The following is a 22,080-nucleotide window of genomic DNA, read 5'->3' on the forward strand; positions in this document are numbered from 1 at the left end:
GCTCGTTACCCGTTTTCCCTCGGTGGTCAAAAACGTTTCATCTGCGACACCTCTGACTGGGGTCTGCCAAGAATCACGGTTGCCTTAGAACCAAAGAATGGCGCGTGCCACGATCCCCTTTGCCCGGTCCGCGTGCGTGAGCGGCAGGCGATATTGAACGGTCAGGTCCAGCCAGCTGGCTGGTGCTGCGTAGTGCGACTCGCGAAACCAGTAACGCAGGTTGATGCCTGGGCCAACACCCAGCGCAAGTTGCTCGCCGGCGGCCTTGTTGTCGTGATCGCCCGCCAGCACGACGTGCGGATACACCGTCAGGTGGTCGCTGATGGAGCTCACCCGCCAGGTGTGTCCGTAGCGCGCCTCCGTGCTGACGATCATGCGACCCTGATTGACGAAATACGCGCCCTCGGCATACACCTGCCAGGTCTGCCAGCGCGGCTTGGTCACCTGCAGGTCAATGCCCTGATCGGTCGAGAAGCCAATGCGCAACAGCGTGTCATTGCTGGTGAGGCTGCCGATGCGGATCAGGCGCTCGGCGGTGAACACCAGGTTCATATCCTTGAGCGGCTTGTAGCGTGCCCCGACCGAACCCTGTGCCGTCGGCAGGCCGGTAATGCCATTGCGGTCGTACAGGCTGTCATAGCCGCGCGCGAATAGCTGGAAGATGCTGCCGTCGCGGTAACCGATGCCCGGCGGTTGCCAATACACCTCGGCGCCGCCCTGCGCGACGCTGACGGTATTGGGCAAGCCGAACGCCGACGTCTGATACGCGCCCGACAGCACCATGCCGAACGTGCGCTGCATCTGCTCGACTTCGCGGCGATATCCGAATCGGCGGTCGGCAGGGAGCCTGTCATCGTCATTGCCGCCGCTGTCGCCCTTGGCGTCGGCGTCAGCGTGGTCAAGGCTCTCGCGAAACAACTGGATCGCGGTCGGGTTGTCGCCCAGGCGTTTGGCTGCATAGGCAGCGTCGGCGTAATGGCTCCAGTTGCCCTGGCCGGTGGCAAAGCCGCGCTGGAAGGCTGCCAGGGCTGCGCGGTCATCGCGCGCGCGCAGATGCCCATAGGCTTCGTTCAACGCGCGCTGCCCGACCACGCGCGGATCATCCGGTGACGTGGCTTCGCCGCGCGCCTGCGGCGCACTCGCCTGGGCAAGCAACGCCTGGGCGTAGCGCTGGCGGGCCGGATCGGTCGTGTGTTCCCCTGCCAGCGTGGCGGCACGGGCGGCGCCATCACGATCGCCGAGCTGCAGCCGCGATTGCGCGAGGCGCAGTTGCACGTCGGCATCCGGTTGATCCTGCATGCCACTGAGCGCATCCAGTGCCGCCTGCGGGTGCTTGGCGGAATAGGCGCTGTCGGACCACGCCAGATGCAGATTGTGCTGCTCCTGCGGCGTCCAGTCGGTACCCTGCACCGCGCGCGCAAAGTCTTGTTCCGCGACGGCAGGATCGTTCGCCTTTTGCGCGAGAAAGCCGTGCTGTGCGTACACCCGTGGCTCATCCGGGTACTTCCGCACCAGGGCATCGGCCTGTGCGCGCGCCGCATCCAATTGGCCCTTGCGGGTAAGCACATCCAGCAATAGCAGGTTCAATTGCAGGCTGTCCGGCTGCACGGCCAGCGCTGCGCGCGTCGCTGCCTCGGCATCGTCCAGCTGGTTGGCCTCGATGGCGTGGTAGGCACGGTCCGCCCGAAAGTAGGCATCCGGTTGCAGCGGCTGCGCCACGGATGCCCCGTGACCGAGTGCCCAGACGGCCGCAGCGATCGGCCAGCGCAGACGGCGGAGGGGAAAGCGCTGCTCTCTCTTCGGTTTCATGCCACACCTCCCGCGACTGATGGATTGGGACGTGCGTCCGGTCCGGGTGTCAGATCGGGCGGCACAGGCATCGGGGGGATGGTGGAAGCCTCGGGTGCGGGTGCCGTGCCAGGAACGGTGTCCGGGCCGGCGCTCGTCATGGATTCGACGGCCAGGATGGCCGAATGTGCTGAAGGGCCGAACACGACTGTGGCGCGGCGATGGGGGTCGGCCATCTGCGCCAGCTCGGCCGACATCTCGTGGTCACAGGCCATGAAGCACGCGACCTTGCGGCCTGCCGCGCGGGCAAGTTCTTGCAGTGCTTCGCCATCGGGCAGCTCCGACACGGCGATGTTGAGCGAGCCGTCCTCGCCGATGGAGAACGGCACCACGTGGTGGCGCACCGCCAGATCGCGCGGCAGACAGTCAGCCAGTGCGCCGAGCACCACGTTGGTCAGGCTCACGCGGGGCAGGTCTGCCTGCTCGGCCAGCGCATCGGCGAGCGTATCGGGCGTCACCAGCCCCTGCTGCACCAGTACCTGCCCAAGCCGGCGCCCGGTCTGCTGCTGGATTGCCAGAGCCGCATCGAGCTGTTCCTGCGTGATTACCTCCCACTTGAGAAGCGTCTCGCCCAGCTTGCAGCGCGTGCGGCCCAGCGCGTCGTTCGACAGATAGGTGTGCTGCGTCTTGTCCCAGGCGATCGGCTTGCCGGTGAAGCAGTAGATCAGGAAGATCTTCCACGCCCGGCAGACCGAGAAGAAGTTGATGAAGTTGTTGACCACCAGCCTGGGCAGACACAGCACTGCCTGCAGCGGGCCATTGAGACGCCCGACGAAGTACACGCGCTGCGCCAGCCGATTGATGAGCAGCGTGGCATTGATGGCCAGCAGATCCTGCATCCAGATCGTGCCGACCACGAAGGCGCCTTCCGACGCCGTCACCCAGCCCTTGTCCAGGAGCACGGCCACCAACAGGTAATTGAGCGACAGGGCGTAGGCCAGGATGGAGAACAGCGCCGTCAGCACGCCCTTGCGGTCACGGAAGAACATGTACTTGGTGATGAGGTTGCCTTTCCACCCCATCTGCAACCAACCCTGGAACGCAATGCCGAGGACCCAGCGGGCGCGCTGCCGGTAGGCGGTGCGGAACGTGCTCGGGAAGTACTCGCGCGTGGCCAGCAACTGCGGGCGCGCCTCGCGACGCCGGTTGGTCCACCAGTGCGTGGGCTGCCTGCCGGTGCCATCGGCAACCGGCGCCGTGTTCTCGCAGACCGGGAAGTGCACGAACGCTTCGCGCATGCCCAGCTCGCGCAGGCGGAAGCTGAAATCGTAGTCTTCGGTCAGCGTGCTGGTATTGAAGGGGGCGTCCCCTCGCACCTTCATCACCGCCTCGATCGCACGGCGGCTGTAGCACAGCGCCACGCCAGCGCCCGGCACCGTGCCAGTCAGCGCCTGGCGCGCAACGAGGTCTTTCTGATGCGTTTCAGAAAAATCATCCATGTAGGTGCCGGCCACCCACTCGTACCACTTGCGCTCGAGCGACAGCACCGGCAATTGCACGAGATCCTGGTCGCTGATGAAGTAATTGAAATACTTCAGCTCCAGCGGGTGGATCACGTCTTCGCAGTCATGCATGATCACCCCCGCAAACCGGATACCGTGGCCGGCTTCGTAGCGGATGATGGTCTGGATGATGGTGTTCAGGCAGTCGGCCTTGCAGGTGGGGCCGTCATGTGTGACCGCGGCGCGCACGACGCGTCCAGGGTACCGGCGCACCATGCGCTCGACCTCGGTGGTGGTCTCGGCATCATTTCGATAGGCACCGGCAAAGATGATGAAGCGCGTGTACTCCATCGTCGCCAACGTGTTCTCCACCATCTTGGCGATGACGTCGTATTCCTTCCAGGCGGGCACCATGATCGCGAGCCATTGCTCTTCGCGATCGCGCAGCGCCTGTGCCGAGATCGTGACGGGCGTACGCCCGCGCTGCGGCCAGAGCCAGAGTTCTCTCACCCAGTAGAAGGCGTCGAGGAAGAAATCGTCGGCGGTGCTGATGAGAATGACGAGCGTGGTCGCCACCGTCAGCGTATTGAGCAACGCCACGTAGATGTCCCATGGCAGGTCGCTCATGACCCCTCCCCGGTGCCGGCTCGTTGCCAGTGGCAGGCATACCCGCCGCTGTGCCCCTCGTTACGCACTATGGCGCCCATCGCTTCCCCATGCTTTTTTATGAACCCGACGCAATCCATGTCTGCGTCGTTACTTCGTTCTTGATTGGCTTCGGCGTGAGGTAACGCGAGGACCATACCAACGGCCGCGAGGGCGCGCCGTTATGCGGCCCTGCCCGCTCATCGGGGCTCATGGCAACGGTTGGACCTTCAGGGTTGTTGCATGGGTGAACGCAAAAGGGGGCGCGCCACGGCTCGACGAGCATCGCCATGGCATGCGTTGCGCATGGCCGGCCGGCAACGCTCATCCGTGCCGCGTAGATGACAGCCCTACGAATGACCGATGCGCTGCGGGGTGGGGCGCAGGGTGTTCGGGTGAGGCGCGCGATGCCTGTCCCGGGGGGCGTTTGCAGACCAATCTAGGAGTGAATGTCGCACGACCGCGCGTCTCGAGAACAAAGCCTTGCCGGACAAGGCTGCGCGCAGCACGGCGCAGCCGACGCACGATCCACATTGGTATCGGACTGCGATTCGCAGACAACGCCTTCGGCTTCGCTCGCGACCGTTGGCGCAGGACGACTGCGCCGGCAATCTTGACCGGCCTGCGCGAGCGAATCGGTTGCAACGCTGAAACACAAAGCCGCGCTCTAGGCGCGGCTTTCATGGGCTGGCGTGCGCGTATGCGTCAGAACTGTTCCCAGTCGTCGGCATCGTTGGAGGTGGTTGCCGGGGCGAGCTTGCCTGACCTGGGCACAACGGCAGAAACAGCAACGGCCGGGGCGACAGCCGGCTCCGTTCGCGGTTGCGCCGGCATCTTCAAGGCGGGCGGCGCGGCAACGCGCTTGCGCACAGCGCGTCCCGTCGACGTCGTTGCTGCGGCAGGCTTGCGCTGAAGCGGTTTTGCGGCAGACGCTGATGCAGCCCCGGGTGCGGCAGCCGATGCGACCGGCGCGGCGTGCGTGCCCGCCGGCGGCAGGCGGAACGAAGCCACGGTCTCGCGCAATACACCCGCCTGCTCTTCGAGCGATTGCGCCGCGGCTGCGGCTTCTTCCACCAGCGCCGCATTCTGCTGCGTCACCTCATCCATCTGCGTCACGGCCTGGTTGACCTGCTCGATACCGGCACTCTGCTCGTCCGATGCCGCGCTGATCTCGCCCATGATGTCGGTCACGCGCTTGACGGCCACCACCACTTCGTCGATTACCGCGCCGGCTTCGGTCACGAGCGTCGAGCCATTCTCGACGCGGCCGACCGAATCATTGATGAGCTCCTTGATTTCCTTGGCAGCCGTGGCCGAGCGTTGCGCGAGGCTGCGCACCTCTCCGGCCACCACGGCAAAGCCACGACCCTGCTCGCCCGCGCGCGCGGCTTCCACCGCCGCATTCAACGCGAGGATGTTGGTCTGGAAGGCAATCCCTTCGATCACGCCGATGATGTCGGCAATCTTCTTGCTGCTGTCATTGATACCGGACATCGTCTCGATGACGCGGCCGACCACCTCGCCGCCCTTGACCGCGATGTCGGATGCATTGCCTGCCAGCTGACTCGCCTGGCGCGCGTTGTCGGCGTTCTGCTTCACGATGCTGGTGAGCTCTTCCATGCTGGAGGCTGTCTCTTCGAGCGAAGAGGCCTGCTCTTCCGTCCGCTGCGAGAGGTCCATGTTGCCCGCTGCGATCTGCTTGGTCGCGCTGGCGATGGATTCGCTGCCGCCACGCATGGTCTCGATCGTGCGGATCAGGCCGCGCTGCATATCGATCAGGCCGCGGGTGAGCGCACCCATCTCGTCGTGGCTGGTGACCGTGATGTGCTCCGTCAGGTTGCCCCGCGAGATCTCGCCAAAGTGGCCCAGCATGCGCGACAGCGGCACCGAAATCGCACGATGCAGGCCGAACGCACAACCGAGCGCGGCGGCAATGCCCACCGCAATGGCGCTGACGATCAGCAAAAGGAAGGCGTGCGAGCGCGCCGACGCGCCGTCATAGGCAGCCTTGGCCTGTTCCGCCTGGCTGCGGTCCAGCGCATCCGCCGCGGACGTCAGGGCCACGGACAGCGGCGGGATGGTGTTCATCACGACCTTGTCGGCAGCGGCGGCATCGCGTGCGCGCAGGGCGCTCATCAGCGGCTCGATGCCGTCGCGGAAGAGCGCATTGCGCCTGGCTTCAACCTCTGCTGCAAGACGCGATTCATCGGCAGACATGGGCAGCGCCTTGTACTGCTTCCAGGCGTCGTCGGACTTGGCGCGGTAGCCGTTGGCCTTGTCGATGATGGCCGGTACATCGGCCGCATCCGGATGAAAGACAGCGCGATCGAGCGTCGTTCGGACGATCGCCGCGTTCAGTTGCGCCTTGCCCAGGAGGGACGCCGAGACAAGCTGGTTGGTGTAGATCTCGTTGATGTTCGCATCGGACGCGCGCATGCCGATCACACCGACGATGCCGGTGGTCAACAGCAGCACCGCCAGCAGCGACAGCGCCGCGTTGAGTCGGAAACGGATGGACAGTCGATTGAGCATGGGAGTCGAAGCTGGGTGATTGCTTCGGCTATATCGGCCGGTCCGCTGCGTTTCTGAAGCAGAACCGGCACCCATGCGAACAGATGTGGCTAGTACGGCACCGCCGTGTTGTTTTCAATGCGGGCGCGGTCACCCGGGCGCAGACCATTGGGATTGTTCTGCGTGAGCGTGACGCGGGAGTTATCGTTCAGGCGCAGCGTCACCTGATAGGTCTGCCCAGCCACAGTATTGCCTTCCACCGCATTGCCGGCCATCGCCCCGGCCACGGCGCCGCCGATGGTAGCCACGGTGTTGCCACGCCCGCCGCCAACCTGGTGACCAAGGAGGCCGCCCACGACGCCGCCGAGCACGGCCCCCACGCCAGTGGGCTGGCCACGCACCGGCACGACGTCGATACGCTCGACTACGCCGTAGCGGTTATCCGCCGGTGTCTGGTAGGCAGGCGCGCCATTGGCGGGATACGGTGAATAGTTCGGCTGCGAATACGCGGGCGCCGGCTGCTGCGACGGGTAAGGCTGCTGCGGGTAAGGCTGCGGCGCATTCTGATCGTAACTGCCGTAGCCATTGTTGTAGCGGCTGTCATACCCGTTGGCGTACGGAGTGGTGCTGTACGTCGTGCTGCCATCACTGTTGCCGTATGCACTGCTGCCCGCGGCATAGCCGGCGCCGTAACCGGCGCCATATCCCGGATAGGGCGCGGTCATGCAGCCAGTCAGACCCGCCGTCACGGCGGCCAACGCCGCCACTGCCACCCACCGCCCAGCGCGGCCGGCGCGTGCCGGCCTGTTCGTTGCTTGCATGATGAATCCCGTCTTGTGAGCGAAGCGTCTGGCCCGGGCCGGGTCGGTCCCGGCCTGGGGCTATGCGCCTCTTGCCGCGAAGTCTATGCCCCCGTCTGCCTGGCCCGTGAAACCAAACCCGCTCATTGGTAACGGTGTGTAACCGCACCGCCGCAATGGCTTCCGGGGCAGCCCTTTGGGCCACGCTATCATCGCCGCTCGCTGTGCATCGCACCTCCCAACGACACGTCGCGGCCCCGCCCTCACCTCCTGACCATGCAACCGACGCTGCTGATCCTCATTGCGATGACGCCCGACAACGTGGCGCAGATCGCTCAACATTTCCACGTCATCCACGCGCCCACCCGGGCTGAGCGCGACGCCGCCATCGCCCACGAAGGCCATGCCGTGCGCATCGTCCTCACGAATGGCTCCACGGGTCTGACGGCCGCTGAAATCGCCGCCATGCCCAGGCTCGAACTCGCATGTGCACTGGGCGCCGGCTACGAGAACATCGACGTGGCAGCGGCGCGTGCGCGCGGTGTAGCGGTCGCCAATGGCGCAGGCACCAACAATGCCTGCGTGGCCGACCATGCCATCGGCCTGCTGCTCGCCACGGTGCGCGGCATCCCGAAACTCGACCGCGCCACGCGTCACGGTATCTGGCGCGACGACCTTCCACTGCAGCCAGGGGTGTGGGGCAAACGCCTGGGCATCGTTGGGCTGGGCACCATCGGCCTGCAGATCGCGCGCCGCGCTGCGGGCTTCGACATGCAGATCGGCTACCACAACCGCAAGCCGCGCGAAGGTGTGCCGTACCGCTACTTCGATGCGCTCAAGGACATGGCCGAATGGGCGGATTTCCTGATCGTTGCCACGCCAGGCGGCGCGCAGACCCGGCATCTCGTCAATCAGACGATCCTCGAAGCGCTTGGGCCGGGTGGCTACGTGGTGAACATCGCGCGCGGCAGCGTGGTGGACACGGCGGCGCTGGAAGCGGCCATCCGCGCAGGCAAGCTGGGCGGCGCCGGGCTGGATGTCTATGAAAGCGAACCGGCACCGCCGGCCGGGTTACTCGACCTCGAGCAGGTCGTGCTGACGCCGCACATTGCGGGCTGGTCACCGGAATCGGTGCAGGCTACGGTGGATCGTTTTCTGGAAAACGCCCGCGGGCATCTCGCCGGGACGGGCGTGGTGTCCCCGGTCTGAAACCGGGGACGGTACAACGACAACGACAGCGCGTCAGAGGATCACGACGCCGGGCGCTTCATCTGGCACGACGTCGGCTGCGCGCCCAGATGCGGCTCGAGCGTGACATCGGTACGCCAGCCGTAGCCAGTGTTTTCCTGGTCGTACTTGATCTTCTTGCCATCGGCCTTGACCCAGGTGGTGACGTAGAGCGTCTGCTGGGCCTGATGGTCGGTCTTGCGCATCTCGACCGGACCGTTCAGGCTTTCGACCGTCATGCCCTCCATGGCCTTGGCGACCTTGGCGGGATCGGCGGAACCCGTCGTCTTGACAGCCTTGGCCAGGAAGGCGATACCGGTGTAGACGTCGGCATTGAAGAAGTCGTCGTTGTACTTCTTCTTGAAGCCGTCGAGCACGGCGCTGGTCTTCGGATTGCCATCATTGGGCGCGAAATAGCTGATGACCTTCACGCGGTCCGCGCCCGATGCGCCCATTGCCGTCGGCACGCCCGTGGTGCCGGCGTAGTACGTGTAGAAGTTCGTGTTCAGGCCCGCGTCCTTGGCTGCACGGATCAGCAACGCGAGGTCGCTTCCCCAGTTGCCGGTGATGACCGTATCGGCGCCCGACGCGCGGATCTTCGCAACGTATGGCGAGAAGTCCTTCACCTGCGCCAGCGGGTGCAGATCTTCGCCCACGACCTGGATGTCCGGGCGCTTGCGCTTCAGGTATTCCTTGGCCGCGCGCGCCACCTGGTGGCCGAACGAATAGTTCTGGTTCAGCAGATAGACCTTCTTGATGTTCTGGTCCTTGGCGAGATAGCTCGTCAGGGCCTCCATCTTCATGTCGGAGTTGGCATCCAGGCGGAAGTGCCAGTAGTTGCACTTGCTGTTCGTCATGTCCGGATCGACGGCCGCGTAGTTCAGATAGACGATTTCCTTGCCCGGGTTGCGGTCGTTGTACTTGGCGACGGCGTCCTGCAGCGCCATGCCCACGCTGGAGCCATCCCCCTGCGCGATGTAGCGGATGCCCTGGTCGGTAATCTGCCGGAGGATCGTCAGGCTTTCCTGCGGCGACACCTTGTTGTCGAACCCGACGACTTCAAATTTGGTGCCGTTGCCGCTCCAGTTCTGCTGATTGGCCAGCTCGGCCGCGTATTGCCAGCTGCGCAACTGGTTCTGGCCCAGCGCGCCCATCAGCCCCGACAGCGGATCGATCCAGGCAATCTTGACGGTCTCGGCGTGAACATTGCCCACGCAGAATGCGCCCGCTACCGCGCCTGCCACGGCCGCCGCGCGCAGCGCAACTCGAAATGCCTTCATGCAAATGTCTCCTGATGTCTTATCGTTTGACGCCGTGCAGAGGGCATCGTCGAGCATGGTTCCTGCACAAAGCCGAAAACCGAGGCTTGCGGCAACTCGATCCTTCCATACACAAACGTATGTGCATGGTAGGAGTGCGTTGTTTGCCGTGTCAACCCGCGCAAACCTGGGGGCCCGAGGGCGGCTTGTGCACTGGACAGCGGTGTCAGCGCGGCTAGAATCCGCCTCATCTCCACGCCGCACGAGGTGCGCATGCCCTCTCCGTTGGTCGACGAACACAAGGGTCCAGTCGACGCCGAAACCCTCTCCGCCGCGGCGCCGCGCACGCAGCTCACGCCCAACGACTGGGTACGCGCAGCCACCGACCTGCTCGTCACCAAGAGCATCGATGCCGTGCGCGTGGATGTGCTCGCCAAGCAATTGGACGTCACGCGCGGCAGCTTCTACTGGCACTTCAAGAACCGCGACGATCTGCTCAACCAGGTGTTGCAGGACTGGAGCGAACGCACGCGCGTCGGCCCCAAGCTGGAGCAGCAGAACCCGTCGGTACAAGGCCTGGTGCGCGACCTGCTCGCGCTGCCGTTTCGCGGACGCAGCGCCCGCCGCACCGCCATGATCGAATTCGCCATCCGGGCCTGGGCGCGGCGCGACCCGATGGCGCAAGAGGCGGTCGAAGCCGTCGACGAACACCGCATGGATTACTACATCCAGCACTTCCAGGCGATCGGCTTTGCGCGCAAGGATGCCAAGGTGCGCGCGTTCATGCTCTACGCGTACCAGCTCTCCGAGGCAAGCCTGTGGCATCAGGGCAGCAAGCCCGACAAGGACGCGCGCCGCCGCTTCTTTGAAGACACGCTGCTCGCTGGCGCGCCTGCTGACGGCTCAAAGCGCACCGCGCAGGAATAAATCGTGCTGCACGAGGCGCATCGGATTGCACGTGCGCCGCGATGCCCGAATCCCCTGCCTTTCACACATCGGACCTCCCCAGCCGGCTCGACCGCCTGCCCTGGAGCCGATTCCACACGCGCGTGGTGGTGGCGCTGGGCATTACCTGGCTGCTCGACGGGCTCGAGGTCACGCTGGCAGGGGCTGTGGCCGGCGCGCTCAAGCAAAGCCCCGCCCTGCAACTGACCAACGCGCAGATCGGCATGGCCAGCAGCGCATACCTGGTGGGCGCCGTGCTCGGCGCGCTGGTCTTCGGATGGCTGACGGATCGGCTCGGGCGGCGCAAGCTGTTCTTCATCACGCTGGGTGTGTACATCTGCGCCACGCTGGCCACGGCGTTCTCCTGGAATTTCGCCAGCCTCGTGCTCTTTCGCGTGCTGACGGGCGCGGGCATCGGCGGCGAATACGCGGCCATCAACTCGACCATCCAGGAGCTGACACCGGCGCGCGTGCGCGGCTGGACGGACCTCGCCATCAACGGCACGTTCTGGATCGGTGCGGCACTGGGCGCCGGAGCATCGCTGTGGCTGCTCGACCCCGCACACGTGAGCGCCGATACGGGCTGGCGGCTGTGCTTTTTGATCGGCGCGGCGCTCGGGCTCATCATTCTCGTCATGCGCTTCTGGATTCCGGAAAGCCCGCGCTGGCTGCTCACGCGTGGCCGGCATGAGGAGGCGCGCGCCATCGTCCGCGACATCGAAGAGGAGATCACCGCGTGCGGTCATCGGTTTGATACCGCACCGCTGGCCACGCTGCGCCTGCGTCACCGCGGCCATCCTGGCCTGGCGGACGTGGCGCGCGTACTGTTCGTGCAGCACCGGCGGCGCGCGCTGGTGGGCCTGGCCCTGATGGCGGCACAGGCCTTTTTCTATAACGCGATCTTTTTCACCTACGCGCTGGTACTGACCGATTTCTACGACGTGCCCGCAACACGGGTCGGCACGTATCTGCTGCCATTTGCGCTGGGCAACTTCCTTGGCCCGCTGCTGCTAGGCAGGTTGTTTGACAGACTCGGCCGCCGCACGATGATTGCGGCCACCTACGCGATCAGTGGCGTGCTGCTGCTCGCCAGCGGGGCGCTGTTCAAGGCCGGCGTGCTCGATGGCACCACGCAGACGCTCGCATGGACGGTGGTGTTCTTCTTCGCCTCCGCGGCAGCAAGTTCGGCCTACCTGACGGTGAGCGAGACGTTTCCGCTGGAAGTGCGCGCGCTGGCCATTGCGTTGTTCTACGCAGTGGGCACCGGCCTGGGTGGGGTGGCAGGGCCGGCACTGTTCGGCTGGCTGATCGACACGCATTCGCGTGGCGCCCTTTTTGGCGGCTACGCGTTTGGCGCGGTGCTGATGCTGCTGGCTGCCGCAGTGCAGGCGCGCTGGGGCACCGCAGCGGAGCGCAAGCCGCTCGAACATGTGGCCGCGCCGCTGTCGATGGATGACGGCCGGGCTTGACCAGCGCCAAGTACGCGCCACCTGCGTCGCATATACTGCGCGCTGCCATTTCCTGTTTTGCCGGAGACACTCATGCCTGACGCGACGTACGACAACCAGAACATCTTCGCCAAGATCCTGCGCGGCGAGCTGCCCTGCATCAAGGTGTACGAAGACGAGCACACCATCGCCTTCATGGACATCATGCCGCAGGCCGACGGCCATGTTCTCGTGCTGCCCAAGGAGGGCGCGGCACTGTTGTTCGACCTGTCCGACGAAGCCGCATCGGCCGCCATCCGCACCACGCGCAAGCTGGCCCGCGCGGTGCGCGACGCGTTCGCGCCGCCGGGCGTTGCCGTCTTCCAGCTGAACGGCGCGGCCGCCGGCCAGACCGTGCCGCATGTGCACTTCCACGTGCTGCCCCGCTACAGCGATACTCCGCTGCAACCGCACGCCCGCGTGCAGGCCGATAACGACAAGCTCAAGGCCCACGCCGAGAAGATCATCGCCGCCCTGCAAGCCGAGTAAGCGCGACGGCTACGGCGCAGGGGATGACGTTATCGCATCCACCTGCGCGATCGTTTCTTCTGCGTTCCCCGCATCCGGCACCACGCCGATCCCCCACCTGAACGAGCACCGGCAGCAGCCGCCCGTCGGGTCGGCAACCGAATTCCATCTGATCGTTCCGGCGTGGCCGCCGCTCACGTGCCGATGCGCAGCGCCGACGGAGTGCGCGCCGCATCCTGGCCGTCATCGCGCAGGAGCTGGCGAACGGCAGTCGCCAGCAGCAGGCCGGCGAAGCGCACCAGGCGGCGTGGCGCGTTGATGTCTTCGGTGACCGCAAAACGCGCCGGCATGCCGGCCGCCGGTTCACCGGACAACCAGAACCGCACGCCCGCCGGCACGTCGATCGACTGCCCCGGCCGAAGCCAGACGTCCTGCAGTTGATGTTCCTGCGTGACCCACAGCAGCCCGGCCTGAGCGGCGATGGTTTGGGCCCGTGCCGACCGCCAGCTCACCGGCATGCCCGGCCGATCCAGTTCGAAGATCCTGATTTCGCGCATGATGGAGACTCCTTGTGCCGGGGTTCGTGGTGGATTGTTATGGACAGCAATTCGGCACGACTCCATCTTGCGCGGCGCGTCAGGGCATTGACATGAACACTTACGAACAGTTTGGCTGAACTGTTCAGCATCTTTCACGAACAGTTCAACAGGTAACGCGCTGCCGCGCGGCGATCAGCCCGCCGCCTGCTGCACGAGCCGGTGATAGAAGCGGATCAGCTCCACCAGGTTGGCCTCGGTGATCCGCTCGTTGGTGCCGTGAAAGCGCGGCAGGTCTTCCGGCTTGGCGCGCACGGGCGAAAAGCGGTACACGTGGTCGGCAATGCCAATCATGTGGCGCGAATCGGTGGCACCGATCATCAGGCCGGGGGCCACCACGGTGCCCGGGAACAACTCGCGCACGGTCTTGTTGATGAGTTGGTACGACGCCGATTGCGTGGGCGACACGGGCGACGCCTCGCTCATGCCGGGCAATGTGCTGAGCTCGAACTTGCCTTTCGGTGCGGCCGCCTTGGCGGCGTCCTGCACGTGCGCCGTCACCGAGGCGATGGTGTCGCCGGGCAGCAGCCGGAAGTTGACGGTGGCTTGCGCGCGGCCGGGCAGCACGTTGTCCTTGTTGCCTGCCTGCACGATCGTCAGGGCCGTGGTGGTACGCAGCATGGCATTGGAGCTGCCCGACGCCTCCAGCTGCTTCTGCACCATCGGTCCGAACAGCCACAGGTTGGACAGCGCAACACGGCTGAAACCCTGCATTTCCGGCGCCAGCGTTTCAAACATTTCCTGGGCGACACCACGAATGCCGGCCGGCAGCTGATCGTCGTCCAGGCGCTTGAGCGCCGCGCTCATCATGGCGATCGCACTCTGCCCCGGCGGCGGCGGCATCGACGAATGACCAGGCGTGGCCCCGACCTTCAGCTGCACGGAAAGGAAACCCTTCTCCGCCACGCCAATCAGCGCCGCCGGCTTGGCCAGCCCGGGCAACACGCCTTCCGTGATCAGCAACCCTTCGTCGATGACGAAATCAAGACGTTCACCACGCGACTTGAGCAGCGCAGCGATCTGCTTGGCGCCACGCTCGCCACCGACCTCCTCATCGGCGCCAAAGGCAAGGTGGATCGTGCGGCGCGGCTTGAAACCGCTGGCGGCCAGCAGCTCGATGGCTTCCATCTGCGAGATCAGGTTGCCCTTGTCGTCCCACGCGCCGCGGCCCCAGACAAAGCCGTCCTTCACCACGCCGTCGAAAGGCGGTTCCATCCAGTCGCCTTCCGTGCCGGGGGCGATGGGCACGACGTCCTGGTGTGCCATCAGCATGATCGGCGGCAATGACGGGTCGGAGCCCTTCCACGTGTAGAGCAGCGCAAAGTCACCCACCTGCTCGCGCTGCATGACTGCGTGGGCTTTCGGGTAACGCGCCTCCAGCATGGCGTGCAGCTGGCGGAACTGGTCTGCATTCAACTGCGCATCCGTCGCGCTGGACACCGTGCGGGCACGCACCGCCTCCGCAAGGTGGGCGGCGGCCGCTGGGCCATCCACCGCCACCGGCGTGACGGCCGGCACATCGATCTGGCGCGAGCGATGCCGCCACGTATTGACGGCCACGGCCGCCGCCAGTGCCAGCAGGATGACGACAACCGCCAGCAACAAGCGGCCGACAACGCGGCCGGCCATCCCACTACGTCGCATGAATGAAGCCTTCATTCGTGTCCCCTCTCCTTTGGTATGCGTTGTTGATGAGTCTGGAACGCAAGTATCACTGCAACTCGGTGCATACGCCACCACCGCGGAGGACGGGTTTCCGAGCATTACAATGCACTGAACAGTTGCGAACAGTCCGTGCCGACTGTCCTGCAGCTTTCACCTCCCCCGCCGCCCGCGCCATGAAACTCCAGATCGACCCCGCCACCCGCGTGCCCATCTCCGACCAGATCGTTGCGGGCGTGCAGGCCTGGATTGGCGACAACGACGTCCGGCCGGGCGCCAAGCTGCCGTCCATTCGCCAACTGGCGGCGGAATATGGCATCAGCCGCTTTCCCGTCATCGAGGCATATGACCGGCTCGTTTCGCTTGGGCTGCTGGACTCGCGCCACGGATCGGGCTTCTACGTGGCCGAGAGCGGACTGACCGGACGAGACGGACGGGGCTGGACGGACCCGCGCCGGGCAGAGGCCGAATCCAAGCACATCTTCGAGCAGTTCAGTTACCCCGACGGCATGCTCAAGCTCGGCGGCGGTTTCGTGCCCGCCGACTGGCGCGACATGGATGGCCTCACGCAGGCCATTCGCCAGGTGTCTCGCACGGACACGCACGCCGTGATCGACTACGCGCCGCCGCTGGGCAATCCTGCGCTGCGCTAGCAGATCATGATGCGCGCCCGGCAGCTGGGGGTGCAGGCCGAGCTGCCCAACGTGATGATCACGGCGGGCACCAGCCAGGCCATCGACCTCGTCATTCGCCATCTGCTCAAGCCGGGCGATACGGTGTTCGTCGAAGACCCGGGTTATTACACCGTCTTCGGCCTGCTGCGGCTGCACGGCGTGAAGCTGGTCGGCATTCCGCGCAAGGCCGACGGCCCCGATGTCGATGTGGCCGAGGCCATGTTGCGCGAGCACCGTCCCAAACTGTTCATCATCAATAGCGTGCTGCAGAACCCGACGGGCTCGACCTTGTCGCCGCCGGTCGCGTTCCGCCTGCTGGAGCTGGCACGGCGCCATGGCTTCGTCTTTCTGGAAGACGACATCTTTGCCGACCTGCAGGCCGACCCGACCGCCCGGCTGGCCACGCTGGATCAGATGGAACACGTCATCTACGTTGGCGGCTTTTCCAAGACGGTGTCGGCGTCGTTGCCGGTCGGCTATCTGATTGCCAAGCGCGAGCTCGTGCACGATCTCACCAACGTGAAGATGCTGACCAGCGTGGGCGGCTCGCGCTTTGCCGAGGCCGTGGTGACCACGCTGCTCGAGCGCGGTGCCTATCGGAAGTATGTGGAGCGGCTGCGCCAGCGCATCGGTGATTCGGTCATCGCGTCGCTCGATGTGCTGTCCGATGCCGGGTGGGAGGTCTTCCATCATCCGCCGGGCGGCAACTTCCTGTGGGCCCGCGTGCCGCATGTGGAGGATTCGCGCGACCTGGCCGCCGTCGCGGAAAAGCATGGCGTGACGCTCGCACCGGGGCACTATTTCCGCCCGAACATGGAAGTCTCGCCCTGGGTACGCATCAACAGCGCCTACGTGAATGAGCCGCGTGCGCTGGCATTCCTGAAGGAAGCGGGGCGTCGCCCTGCGCGCAAGCGCGCCTGAAGCGGCCGCATCCTGCGTGCCAGGCACGCACATTGCGGCGGCATGGACGTTCACGCCGCACCCGCGGCCCAGGAGTCCGATCATGCACAACGCTGAACACAATGCCGCCCAGCCACAGCCCGACGAACCCGTGACCCGCCAACCCGAACAGGCCAAGCTGACCGAAGAACCACCGGATACGCCGCACGGCGACCCGGTGGTGCGCGCTGCGCGGCGTATCCGGTCGGTTGACGCGGCCGGCACCGAAGCGTCGGACAACACGATCGACACCGATGGCAAGGGCCTCGAAGCCGCCAAGGATCGGTCGCATTGGCACGACAACGTCATCTATTCCAACGCGTCGCTCGTCAACACCCATCCTGAGCCTGATCCCGAAGCGCCCATTGCGGGCGTGGACAGCCGGCGCAGTCAAGGGCAGCCCACCATCGCCACCGTTGCCGGACACCATGTGGTGCATCGCGGCGTGGTGAACGAGACGGTGCGCAACGGGACACGGGCGGCGCAACGCTTTGCGCTTGAAGATGACGAGTCCGTCTAAGGGGGGAAGGCGCACCGAATGCCGACGCGCACTGGCACCAATCGCGCGATCGGAAATGAAAAAAGGCGGCCGGACCCGGGCCGCCGAAGGAGACACCGCCGCGCTCAGTGCGCCACGGCGTTGAAATCGGGCGGCCGTCGATCCACGAACGCCCGGAACGCTTCGTGCGCCTCAGGCGACTGCAGCCGGCGCGCAAAGCATGCGCTCTCGGCGTCCATCTGCTGCTTGAGCAGCTCTGCATCGCGCATCAGGCGCTTGGTTTCAGTCAATGCACCGAGCGGCTGGCGCGCCAGGCGCTGCGCAATGGCCTGCGCTTCTTCACCGAGCCTGTCGAGTGGCACCACGCGGTTTGCCAATCCCCACATCAGCGCCGATTGCGCGCTCACTGCATCGCCCAGGGCGAACATCTCGAACGCGCGCACATGGCCCAGCCGCGCCGGCATGAGCAGGCTCGATGCCGCCTCCGGCACCAGCGCAAGATTGACGAACGGCGTAGAGAGCTGCGCGTTGTCGGCCAGCAGCACGAAATCGCAATGCAGCAGCATGGTCGTGCCAATACCGACCGCGCGGCCCTGGACTGCCGCCACCAGAGGGCGTGTGGCACGGGCCAGCGCGTGCAGGAAGCGGATGACGTTGCGCTCCCCGCCGCCCTTGCCGCCGGTCATGGCAATCGATGCGAATTCGCCGATGTCGTTGCCGGCCGAGAACATGTCGCCCTCGGCGCGCAGCAGCACCACGCGCACGGCGTTGTCGCGCTCGGCGGCGTCCAGCGCATCGGCCAGTGCGCCGTACATGGCGTCGGTGATGGCGTTCTTCTTGTCGGCGCGCGCGAGGGTCAGGGTCAGCACGCCATTGGCGTGGCGGCTGTGGATGTGGTCACTCATGGTTCGTCTCCGTTGGGGAACTTGGTTTGCAGGCTGGACAGCCAGCGCGCGACGACGTCGATCTCGGCGTCTGTAAAGCCGTCGGTCAGGCGCGTATTCAGTTCGGTGAGGCCGGCACGCGTTTGGACCAGCGCGGCGCGGCCGGCGTCGGTCAGCCAGAGCTGCCAGGCACGGCCATCCCTGGCGTCGGACCGGCGTTCAATCAGGCCGGCGTCTGCGGTGCGGTCAACCAGCCCGCTCATGGCCGAAGGGCCAAGATCGAGCGCGGCACCGGCCTCGCGCATCAGCGCACCGTCGTTCTTTTCCAGAAAGAACAGCAGGCCGGACTGCGCGGCGGTCACGCCTTCGCCGGTACGGGTCTGGATCCAGCGCTGCAGGCGGCGCTGCCCCACGTTGATCAGGTAGACGAGGCGACGCTCGGGCGCGGTCATGCGGCCTCCGCTTCGGCCCGCGTGGCTGCGGTACGCTCGTGCAGCCAACCTGCCAGCCCCGGCCACAGCGTGCTGGCGAACTGCGGCCGGAAGAAGCCCATGTGCCCGACCGGCCCGCCGGCTTGCGCCGGTGCAATCTGCCTGCGCTCAACCCACGTGCTGGTGAAGTGCATCGTCAGTGCGTTGATGGCGGCGGGTGTCGCCCACGGGTCGTCATCAAACCCATAGACGAGCACCGGATGCGTCACGCGGTTGAAGCGCTCGATGGCGCCCAGCGTCGGGTCATCGAAGAAGTAGCGCTGCATGCCGGCCCACGCGCCCCATTCGATGGCAACGCCGCCGGGCAGGTCCTCGCCCAGGCCCATGCGCTTGCCAGGCACGTAGCCGATCAGCCGCGCCATCAAGGGGCCAACGCCGCGCAGGATCAGCTCCACCCGCCAGCGTTCGCCGCGTTGGCGGATGAAGCGCGAATTGCCCGTATGCGACGCCACCTGCACGACACCGGCCACGTCCCAATCCGCGCTGCACAGGCCGATGGCGTGACCGCCCACCGAGTGCCCGACCGCCAGTTGCGGCAGCCCCGGGTAGCGCGCCTTCGCCCATCGCATCACGCCTTCTGCATCGAGCAGCGCCCAATCGCGCATGCGCGCAGCAAACCGGCGCAGGCTCTTGGGCCGGGATGCGCCGATACCGCGATAGTCGTATGTGATGGTGTGGAAGCCGCAGTCGGCCAGGAACTGGGCAAACGCCTGATAGATGCACTGCGGCACGCCGGTCGCCGGATGCACGACCACCACGCCCCGCGGTACGCCCGAGGCGGCCCAGACTGTGGCACCGAGCGGATAGCCGTCAGTCGCCGGAATGGTTCGGGAAACGCTGTTCATGGTGCCAATTTATTTCGCGTGCAAAGTATTTACTTTGTATGCGAAGTAAATCGACGCGTCAATGATAAAAAGATAAAGCACTTGCTTAACTGTTCGGACACGCTATAGTTAATAACATGCTTAACCATGACGTTTCTCTCGATCTCGCCTTCCAGGCACTGGCGGACGCCAATCGGCGCGCGATGCTCGTCCAGCTCGTGCGCGGGCCGGCTTCCGTGAGCGCGCTGGCACAGCCGCTGGGGATCTCGCTGCCCGCCGTGATGCAGCATCTGGCCGTGCTCGAAAGTTCGGGGCTGGTGCGATCGGAAAAGGTGGGGCGCGTACGCACATGCCGCATCGAACCCCAGGCCCTGAGCCTGGCCGAGCAGTGGATCAACCAACGACGCCTGGAGTGGGAGCAGCACTTCGACCGCCTGGGCGCCTATCTGGACACCCTGAAAATCCAAGGAGACCCACATGACGACGACCGTTGACCGCCCCGCCGGCACCACGCTTCATCCGCTCGTGATGTCGCGCACCTTTCCGGTATCGCGCGACTGGGTCTTCCAGGCGTGGAGCACCGCCGAACACATCAAGCGCTGGTTCTGCCCGATGCATTTCACGGTGCCGGACGCGACGGTCGAATTCCGCGTGGGCGGACGCTTTGACGTCTGCATGCGCTCGCCCGAGGGGCAGGATCATTGGACGCGCGGCCACTTTGTCGAGATCGTTCCCAATGCGCGCCTGGTGATCGACATGAACGTGGTGGATGGCGACAACCGCCCGCTGATGAACGCTCACACCGTAGTGACGTTTGCCGAGGAGCCCGGCGGCTGCACGCGCATGGAAGTCTCGCAGACCCACACGCCGCTTGCCCCGCTCGCCGAACAGATGATCAAGGGCGCGGCCGAAGGCTGGAAGCAGACGCTGGACCGGCTGGAGCGCGAAGCCGCGCGCATGCCAGTGCCCGATGGCGTCGCACGCTCGGTCGTGCACGCCACCTTCACGGTGGAGCGCACGTACGACGCGCCACGCTCGCGCGTTTTCCGGGCGCTGACCGACCCGGCCGCCAAAGCCAAATGGTTTGCCGGCGGCAGCGGCTACACACTGATCGTGCGCGAAATGGACGCGCGCCCCGGCGGCCGCGAAATCGTCAAGGGCCGTTGGGACAGTGGTGTCGTCTCGAGCTTCGAGGCCACGTATCACGATGTCATCCCCGATGAACGGGTCGTCTATTCCTACGTGATGCACCTCGACGACCGCAAGATCTCCGCCTCGCTTGCCACATTGGAGCTACACGCGGCAGGCAACGGCACGCATCTTGTGATGACCGAGCAAGGCGCCTTCCTCGACGGTTACGACGATGCCGGCTCGCGCGAGCGTGGCACGCAATTCCTGCTCGATGCGCTGGGCAATGCGCTGAAGGACTGAGGCGCGGCGGGGGCTTCGATCCATGCGCAGCCAGGCTGTGCGCAAGGTAAGGGCCTCGCGGCACCACCGGTCTCGCGACTGCGGGCCCGGTGCGACCGCCGCGCCATCCGCGCGCACCCGCATTGCCCAACAGCGATTACTGCTTCTGCACCGCCACGCTGCCAATTGAATAGCCCGCGCCGAACGAGCAGATGATGCCCACATCGCCGGATTCCAGATCGGCGCGATGGCGATGGAACGCAATGATGGAACCCGCCGACGCCGTATTTGCAAATTCGTCCAGGATGACCGGTGCCTCGTCCGCCGACGCATCGTGGCCGAGCAGACGCTTGCCGATCAGCTGGTTCATCGCCAGATTGGCCTGGTGGAGCCAGAAGCGGCGCACGTCGGCAGGTGTGTGGCCAAGCGATTGCAGATGCGCAGCGATGTGCTCCGCGGCCATCGGGCAGACTTCCTTGAACACCTTGCGGCCCTCCTGGCGGAAGAGCTGGTCGCGGTCGTCGGGATTACGATCTTCGCTGCGCGAGAGGTAGCCGGCGTTGTTGCGGATGTTGTTGGAGAAACTCGTCGCGCACTTCGTGCCGAGCACGCGCCACGCGTCAGGTGAGCGGGTGTCTTCGGCACGCTCGACCAGCACGGCCGTGCACACATCGCCAAAGATGAAGTGGCAGTCGCGGTCTTTCCAGTCGAGGTGGCCAGAGGTCACCTCGGGGCTCACCACGAGCGCCGCGCGCGCGGTGCCGCTGCGCACGGCGTTGATGGCCTGCTCCAGCCCAAACGTGGCCGACGAGCACGCAACGTTCATATCGAACGCGTAGCCGCTGGCGCCGATGCCGTTCTGGATTTCCACCGCCAGCGCCGGATACGGGCGCTGGAAATTCGACGTCGCGCAGATGAGCATGTCCACGTCGCTGGCGTCTCGGCCGGCAGCAGCCAGGGCGTCGCGCGCAGCCGCCACGCCGATCTCGGCCTGCAGCGACAGCGCATCGTCCGGTCGCGGGGCGAGCTTCGGACGCATGCGCGTCGGGTCCAGCACGCCACTCTTCTCCACCACATAACGCTGGCGGATACCGGATGCCTTCTCGATGAACTCCGCCGACGATTCCTGCAACGGCACGAGCTCACCTGCGGCAATCGCGTCCGCATGCTGGACGTTGTAGCGCTGCGCGTAGGCATTGAAGGAGGCAACCAGCTCCTCGTTGGTGATGACCTCCGGCGCGACCCACAGGCCCGTACCGCTGATGACGACGTCGTGCATACCCGGTATGTGTGAAATTTTCGTGGCGGCGACGATAGCACATCGGATGGGCCGAGCGGCCCGTACGGTGTGGTTGTTTACGTTTAGGCCGCCATCGGGCGGCGCACGGGACACGTCCGGCAACGTTGCCACTGCGCACCGACAGACCAGCAACCGAGGGGGTCTTATCGCGCGCGTCGGCCGGCGCGGG

At 65.7% G+C, this 22,080-nt stretch carries 18 protein-coding genes and 1 pseudogene; 8 read left to right on the top strand and 11 right to left on the bottom strand.

Going from position 1 to position 22,080, the window contains the following annotated elements:
• Positions 1-84: 84 nt before the first annotated feature.
• From R2N03_RS08030 to R2N03_RS08045, 4 genes are all read right to left on the bottom strand, one after another.
• Positions 85-1,809 carry a bacteriophage N4 adsorption protein A gene (locus R2N03_RS08030; RefSeq protein ID WP_316657143.1) on the bottom strand — a complete coding sequence of 575 codons (1,725 nt, stop codon included), beginning with the start codon at positions 1,807-1,809 and terminating at the stop codon, positions 85-87.
• Complete coding sequence (locus R2N03_RS08035) at positions 1,806-3,917, bottom strand: glycosyl transferase family protein (protein ID WP_316657145.1); 2,112 nt, start codon at positions 3,915-3,917, stop codon at positions 1,806-1,808. The genes R2N03_RS08030 and R2N03_RS08035 overlap by 4 nt, the downstream gene beginning before the upstream one ends.
• Positions 3,918-4,640: 723 nt before the next feature.
• Positions 4,641-6,467, bottom strand: coding sequence for a methyl-accepting chemotaxis protein (locus R2N03_RS08040; RefSeq protein WP_012430656.1), 1,827 nt, complete (start codon positions 6,465-6,467; stop codon positions 4,641-4,643).
• An 89-nt stretch (positions 6,468-6,556) separates the two neighbouring features.
• Complete coding sequence (locus R2N03_RS08045) at positions 6,557-7,267, bottom strand: glycine zipper 2TM domain-containing protein (protein ID WP_012430657.1); 711 nt, start codon at positions 7,265-7,267, stop codon at positions 6,557-6,559.
• 255 nt (positions 7,268-7,522) lie between these two features.
• Here R2N03_RS08045 and R2N03_RS08050 point away from each other — a divergent pair, with 255 nt between their 5' ends.
• A complete protein-coding gene (locus tag R2N03_RS08050) occupies positions 7,523-8,455 on the top strand; it encodes a 2-hydroxyacid dehydrogenase (RefSeq protein WP_316657149.1) in 933 nt (310 codons plus the stop codon).
• Positions 8,456-8,496: 41 nt separating this feature from the next.
• Here the strand turns inward: R2N03_RS08050 and R2N03_RS08055 are convergent, their stop codons facing one another.
• Positions 8,497-9,753 (bottom strand): branched-chain amino acid ABC transporter substrate-binding protein, encoded by a 1,257-nt coding sequence (locus tag R2N03_RS08055; RefSeq protein ID WP_012430659.1) that lies wholly within the window; start codon positions 9,751-9,753, stop codon positions 8,497-8,499.
• A 252-nt stretch (positions 9,754-10,005) separates the two neighbouring features.
• Between R2N03_RS08055 and R2N03_RS08060 the strand changes: the two genes are divergently transcribed.
• From R2N03_RS08060 to R2N03_RS08070, 3 genes are all read left to right on the top strand, one after another.
• The gene (locus R2N03_RS08060) at positions 10,006-10,659 is read left to right on the top strand and encodes a TetR/AcrR family transcriptional regulator (protein WP_316657150.1); all 654 of its coding nucleotides are present in this window, start codon (positions 10,006-10,008) and stop codon (positions 10,657-10,659) included.
• A gap of 41 nt (positions 10,660-10,700) precedes the next feature.
• Positions 10,701-12,146 (top strand): MFS transporter, encoded by a 1,446-nt coding sequence (locus R2N03_RS08065; protein WP_316657152.1) that lies wholly within the window; start codon positions 10,701-10,703, stop codon positions 12,144-12,146.
• A gap of 72 nt (positions 12,147-12,218) precedes the next feature.
• Positions 12,219-12,653 carry an HIT family protein gene (locus R2N03_RS08070; RefSeq protein WP_316657154.1) on the top strand — a complete coding sequence of 145 codons (435 nt, stop codon included), beginning with the start codon at positions 12,219-12,221 and terminating at the stop codon, positions 12,651-12,653.
• A gap of 173 nt (positions 12,654-12,826) precedes the next feature.
• Here R2N03_RS08070 and R2N03_RS08075 read toward each other — a convergent pair whose 3' ends face one another.
• Both R2N03_RS08075 and R2N03_RS08080 read right to left on the bottom strand, forming a co-directional pair.
• Positions 12,827-13,189 carry a DUF2917 domain-containing protein gene (locus tag R2N03_RS08075; protein ID WP_316657156.1) on the bottom strand — a complete coding sequence of 121 codons (363 nt, stop codon included), beginning with the start codon at positions 13,187-13,189 and terminating at the stop codon, positions 12,827-12,829.
• 174 nt (positions 13,190-13,363) lie between these two features.
• Positions 13,364-14,887 (bottom strand): M20 family peptidase, encoded by a 1,524-nt coding sequence (locus tag R2N03_RS08080; RefSeq protein ID WP_316657157.1) that lies wholly within the window; start codon positions 14,885-14,887, stop codon positions 13,364-13,366.
• A 179-nt stretch (positions 14,888-15,066) separates the two neighbouring features.
• Between R2N03_RS08080 and R2N03_RS08085 the strand changes: the two are divergent.
• Together R2N03_RS08085 and R2N03_RS08090 are read left to right on the top strand one after the other, a co-directional pair.
• A pseudogene (locus R2N03_RS08085) lies at positions 15,067-16,485 on the top strand (aminotransferase-like domain-containing protein).
• A gap of 82 nt (positions 16,486-16,567) precedes the next feature.
• A complete protein-coding gene (locus R2N03_RS08090; RefSeq protein WP_012430665.1) occupies positions 16,568-17,023 on the top strand; it encodes a DUF3005 domain-containing protein in 456 nt (151 codons plus the stop codon).
• 104 nt (positions 17,024-17,127) lie between these two features.
• On the opposite strand, the gene R2N03_RS08095 is transcribed toward R2N03_RS08090, so the two are convergent.
• Genes R2N03_RS08095 through R2N03_RS08105 form a run of 3 tightly spaced genes read right to left on the bottom strand, consistent with a single transcriptional unit; the run spans position 17,128 to position 19,222 of the window.
• Positions 17,128-17,907 (bottom strand): enoyl-CoA hydratase, encoded by a 780-nt coding sequence (locus R2N03_RS08095; protein ID WP_012430666.1) that lies wholly within the window; start codon positions 17,905-17,907, stop codon positions 17,128-17,130.
• Positions 17,904-18,338: a MarR family winged helix-turn-helix transcriptional regulator gene (locus tag R2N03_RS08100; protein ID WP_012430667.1), complete on the bottom strand. Its 435-nt coding sequence runs from the start codon at positions 18,336-18,338 to the stop codon at positions 17,904-17,906. Before R2N03_RS08100 ends, R2N03_RS08095 begins: the two co-directional genes overlap by 4 nt.
• On the bottom strand, positions 18,335-19,222 hold the full coding sequence (locus R2N03_RS08105) for an alpha/beta hydrolase family protein (RefSeq protein ID WP_316657161.1): 888 nt from the start codon (positions 19,220-19,222) through the stop codon (positions 18,335-18,337). The genes R2N03_RS08100 and R2N03_RS08105 overlap by 4 nt, the downstream gene beginning before the upstream one ends.
• A gap of 116 nt (positions 19,223-19,338) precedes the next feature.
• Between R2N03_RS08105 and R2N03_RS08110 the strand changes: the two genes are divergently transcribed.
• Together R2N03_RS08110 and R2N03_RS08115 are read left to right on the top strand one after the other, a co-directional pair.
• Positions 19,339-19,695, top strand: a complete 357-nt coding sequence (locus R2N03_RS08110; RefSeq protein ID WP_012430669.1) for an ArsR/SmtB family transcription factor — start codon at positions 19,339-19,341, stop codon at positions 19,693-19,695.
• On the top strand, positions 19,679-20,632 hold the full coding sequence (locus R2N03_RS08115; protein ID WP_012430670.1) for an SRPBCC family protein: 954 nt from the start codon (positions 19,679-19,681) through the stop codon (positions 20,630-20,632). Before R2N03_RS08110 ends, R2N03_RS08115 begins: the two co-directional genes overlap by 17 nt.
• Before the next feature lie 136 nt (positions 20,633-20,768).
• Here R2N03_RS08115 and R2N03_RS08120 read toward each other — a convergent pair whose 3' ends face one another.
• Positions 20,769-21,890 carry a beta-ketoacyl-ACP synthase III gene (locus R2N03_RS08120; protein WP_012430671.1) on the bottom strand — a complete coding sequence of 374 codons (1,122 nt, stop codon included), beginning with the start codon at positions 21,888-21,890 and terminating at the stop codon, positions 20,769-20,771.
• Positions 21,891-22,080 lie beyond the last annotated feature (190 nt).

This window comes from Ralstonia condita (assembly GCF_958405655.1).
GTDB lineage: Bacteria > Pseudomonadota > Gammaproteobacteria > Burkholderiales > Burkholderiaceae > Ralstonia > Ralstonia condita.

Coding starts and splice junctions, on each gene's coding strand:
- R2N03_RS08055 (WP_012430659.1), bottom strand. CDS start 9,753: ATGAAGGCATTTCGAGTTGCGCTGCGCGCGGCGGCCGTGGCAGGCGCG.
- R2N03_RS08115 (WP_012430670.1), top strand. CDS start 19,679: ATGACGACGACCGTTGACCGCCCCGCCGGCACCACGCTTCATCCGCTC.
- R2N03_RS08090 (WP_012430665.1), top strand. CDS start 16,568: ATGCACAACGCTGAACACAATGCCGCCCAGCCACAGCCCGACGAACCC.
- R2N03_RS08065 (WP_316657152.1), top strand. CDS start 10,701: ATGCCCGAATCCCCTGCCTTTCACACATCGGACCTCCCCAGCCGGCTC.
- R2N03_RS08040 (WP_012430656.1), bottom strand. CDS start 6,467: ATGCTCAATCGACTGTCCATCCGTTTCCGACTCAACGCGGCGCTGTCG.
- R2N03_RS08035 (WP_316657145.1), bottom strand. CDS start 3,917: ATGAGCGACCTGCCATGGGACATCTACGTGGCGTTGCTCAATACGCTG.
- R2N03_RS08070 (WP_316657154.1), top strand. CDS start 12,219: ATGCCTGACGCGACGTACGACAACCAGAACATCTTCGCCAAGATCCTG.
- R2N03_RS08045 (WP_012430657.1), bottom strand. CDS start 7,267: ATGCAAGCAACGAACAGGCCGGCACGCGCCGGCCGCGCTGGGCGGTGG.
- R2N03_RS08095 (WP_012430666.1), bottom strand. CDS start 17,907: ATGAGTGACCACATCCACAGCCGCCACGCCAATGGCGTGCTGACCCTG.
- R2N03_RS08105 (WP_316657161.1), bottom strand. CDS start 19,222: ATGAACAGCGTTTCCCGAACCATTCCGGCGACTGACGGCTATCCGCTC.
- R2N03_RS08100 (WP_012430667.1), bottom strand. CDS start 18,338: ATGACCGCGCCCGAGCGTCGCCTCGTCTACCTGATCAACGTGGGGCAG.
- R2N03_RS08120 (WP_012430671.1), bottom strand. CDS start 21,890: ATGCACGACGTCGTCATCAGCGGTACGGGCCTGTGGGTCGCGCCGGAG.
- R2N03_RS08050 (WP_316657149.1), top strand. CDS start 7,523: ATGCAACCGACGCTGCTGATCCTCATTGCGATGACGCCCGACAACGTG.
- R2N03_RS08075 (WP_316657156.1), bottom strand. CDS start 13,189: ATGCGCGAAATCAGGATCTTCGAACTGGATCGGCCGGGCATGCCGGTG.
- R2N03_RS08110 (WP_012430669.1), top strand. CDS start 19,339: ATGCTTAACCATGACGTTTCTCTCGATCTCGCCTTCCAGGCACTGGCG.
- R2N03_RS08080 (WP_316657157.1), bottom strand. CDS start 14,887: ATGAAGGCTTCATTCATGCGACGTAGTGGGATGGCCGGCCGCGTTGTC.
- R2N03_RS08060 (WP_316657150.1), top strand. CDS start 10,006: ATGCCCTCTCCGTTGGTCGACGAACACAAGGGTCCAGTCGACGCCGAA.
- R2N03_RS08030 (WP_316657143.1), bottom strand. CDS start 1,809: ATGAAACCGAAGAGAGAGCAGCGCTTTCCCCTCCGCCGTCTGCGCTGG.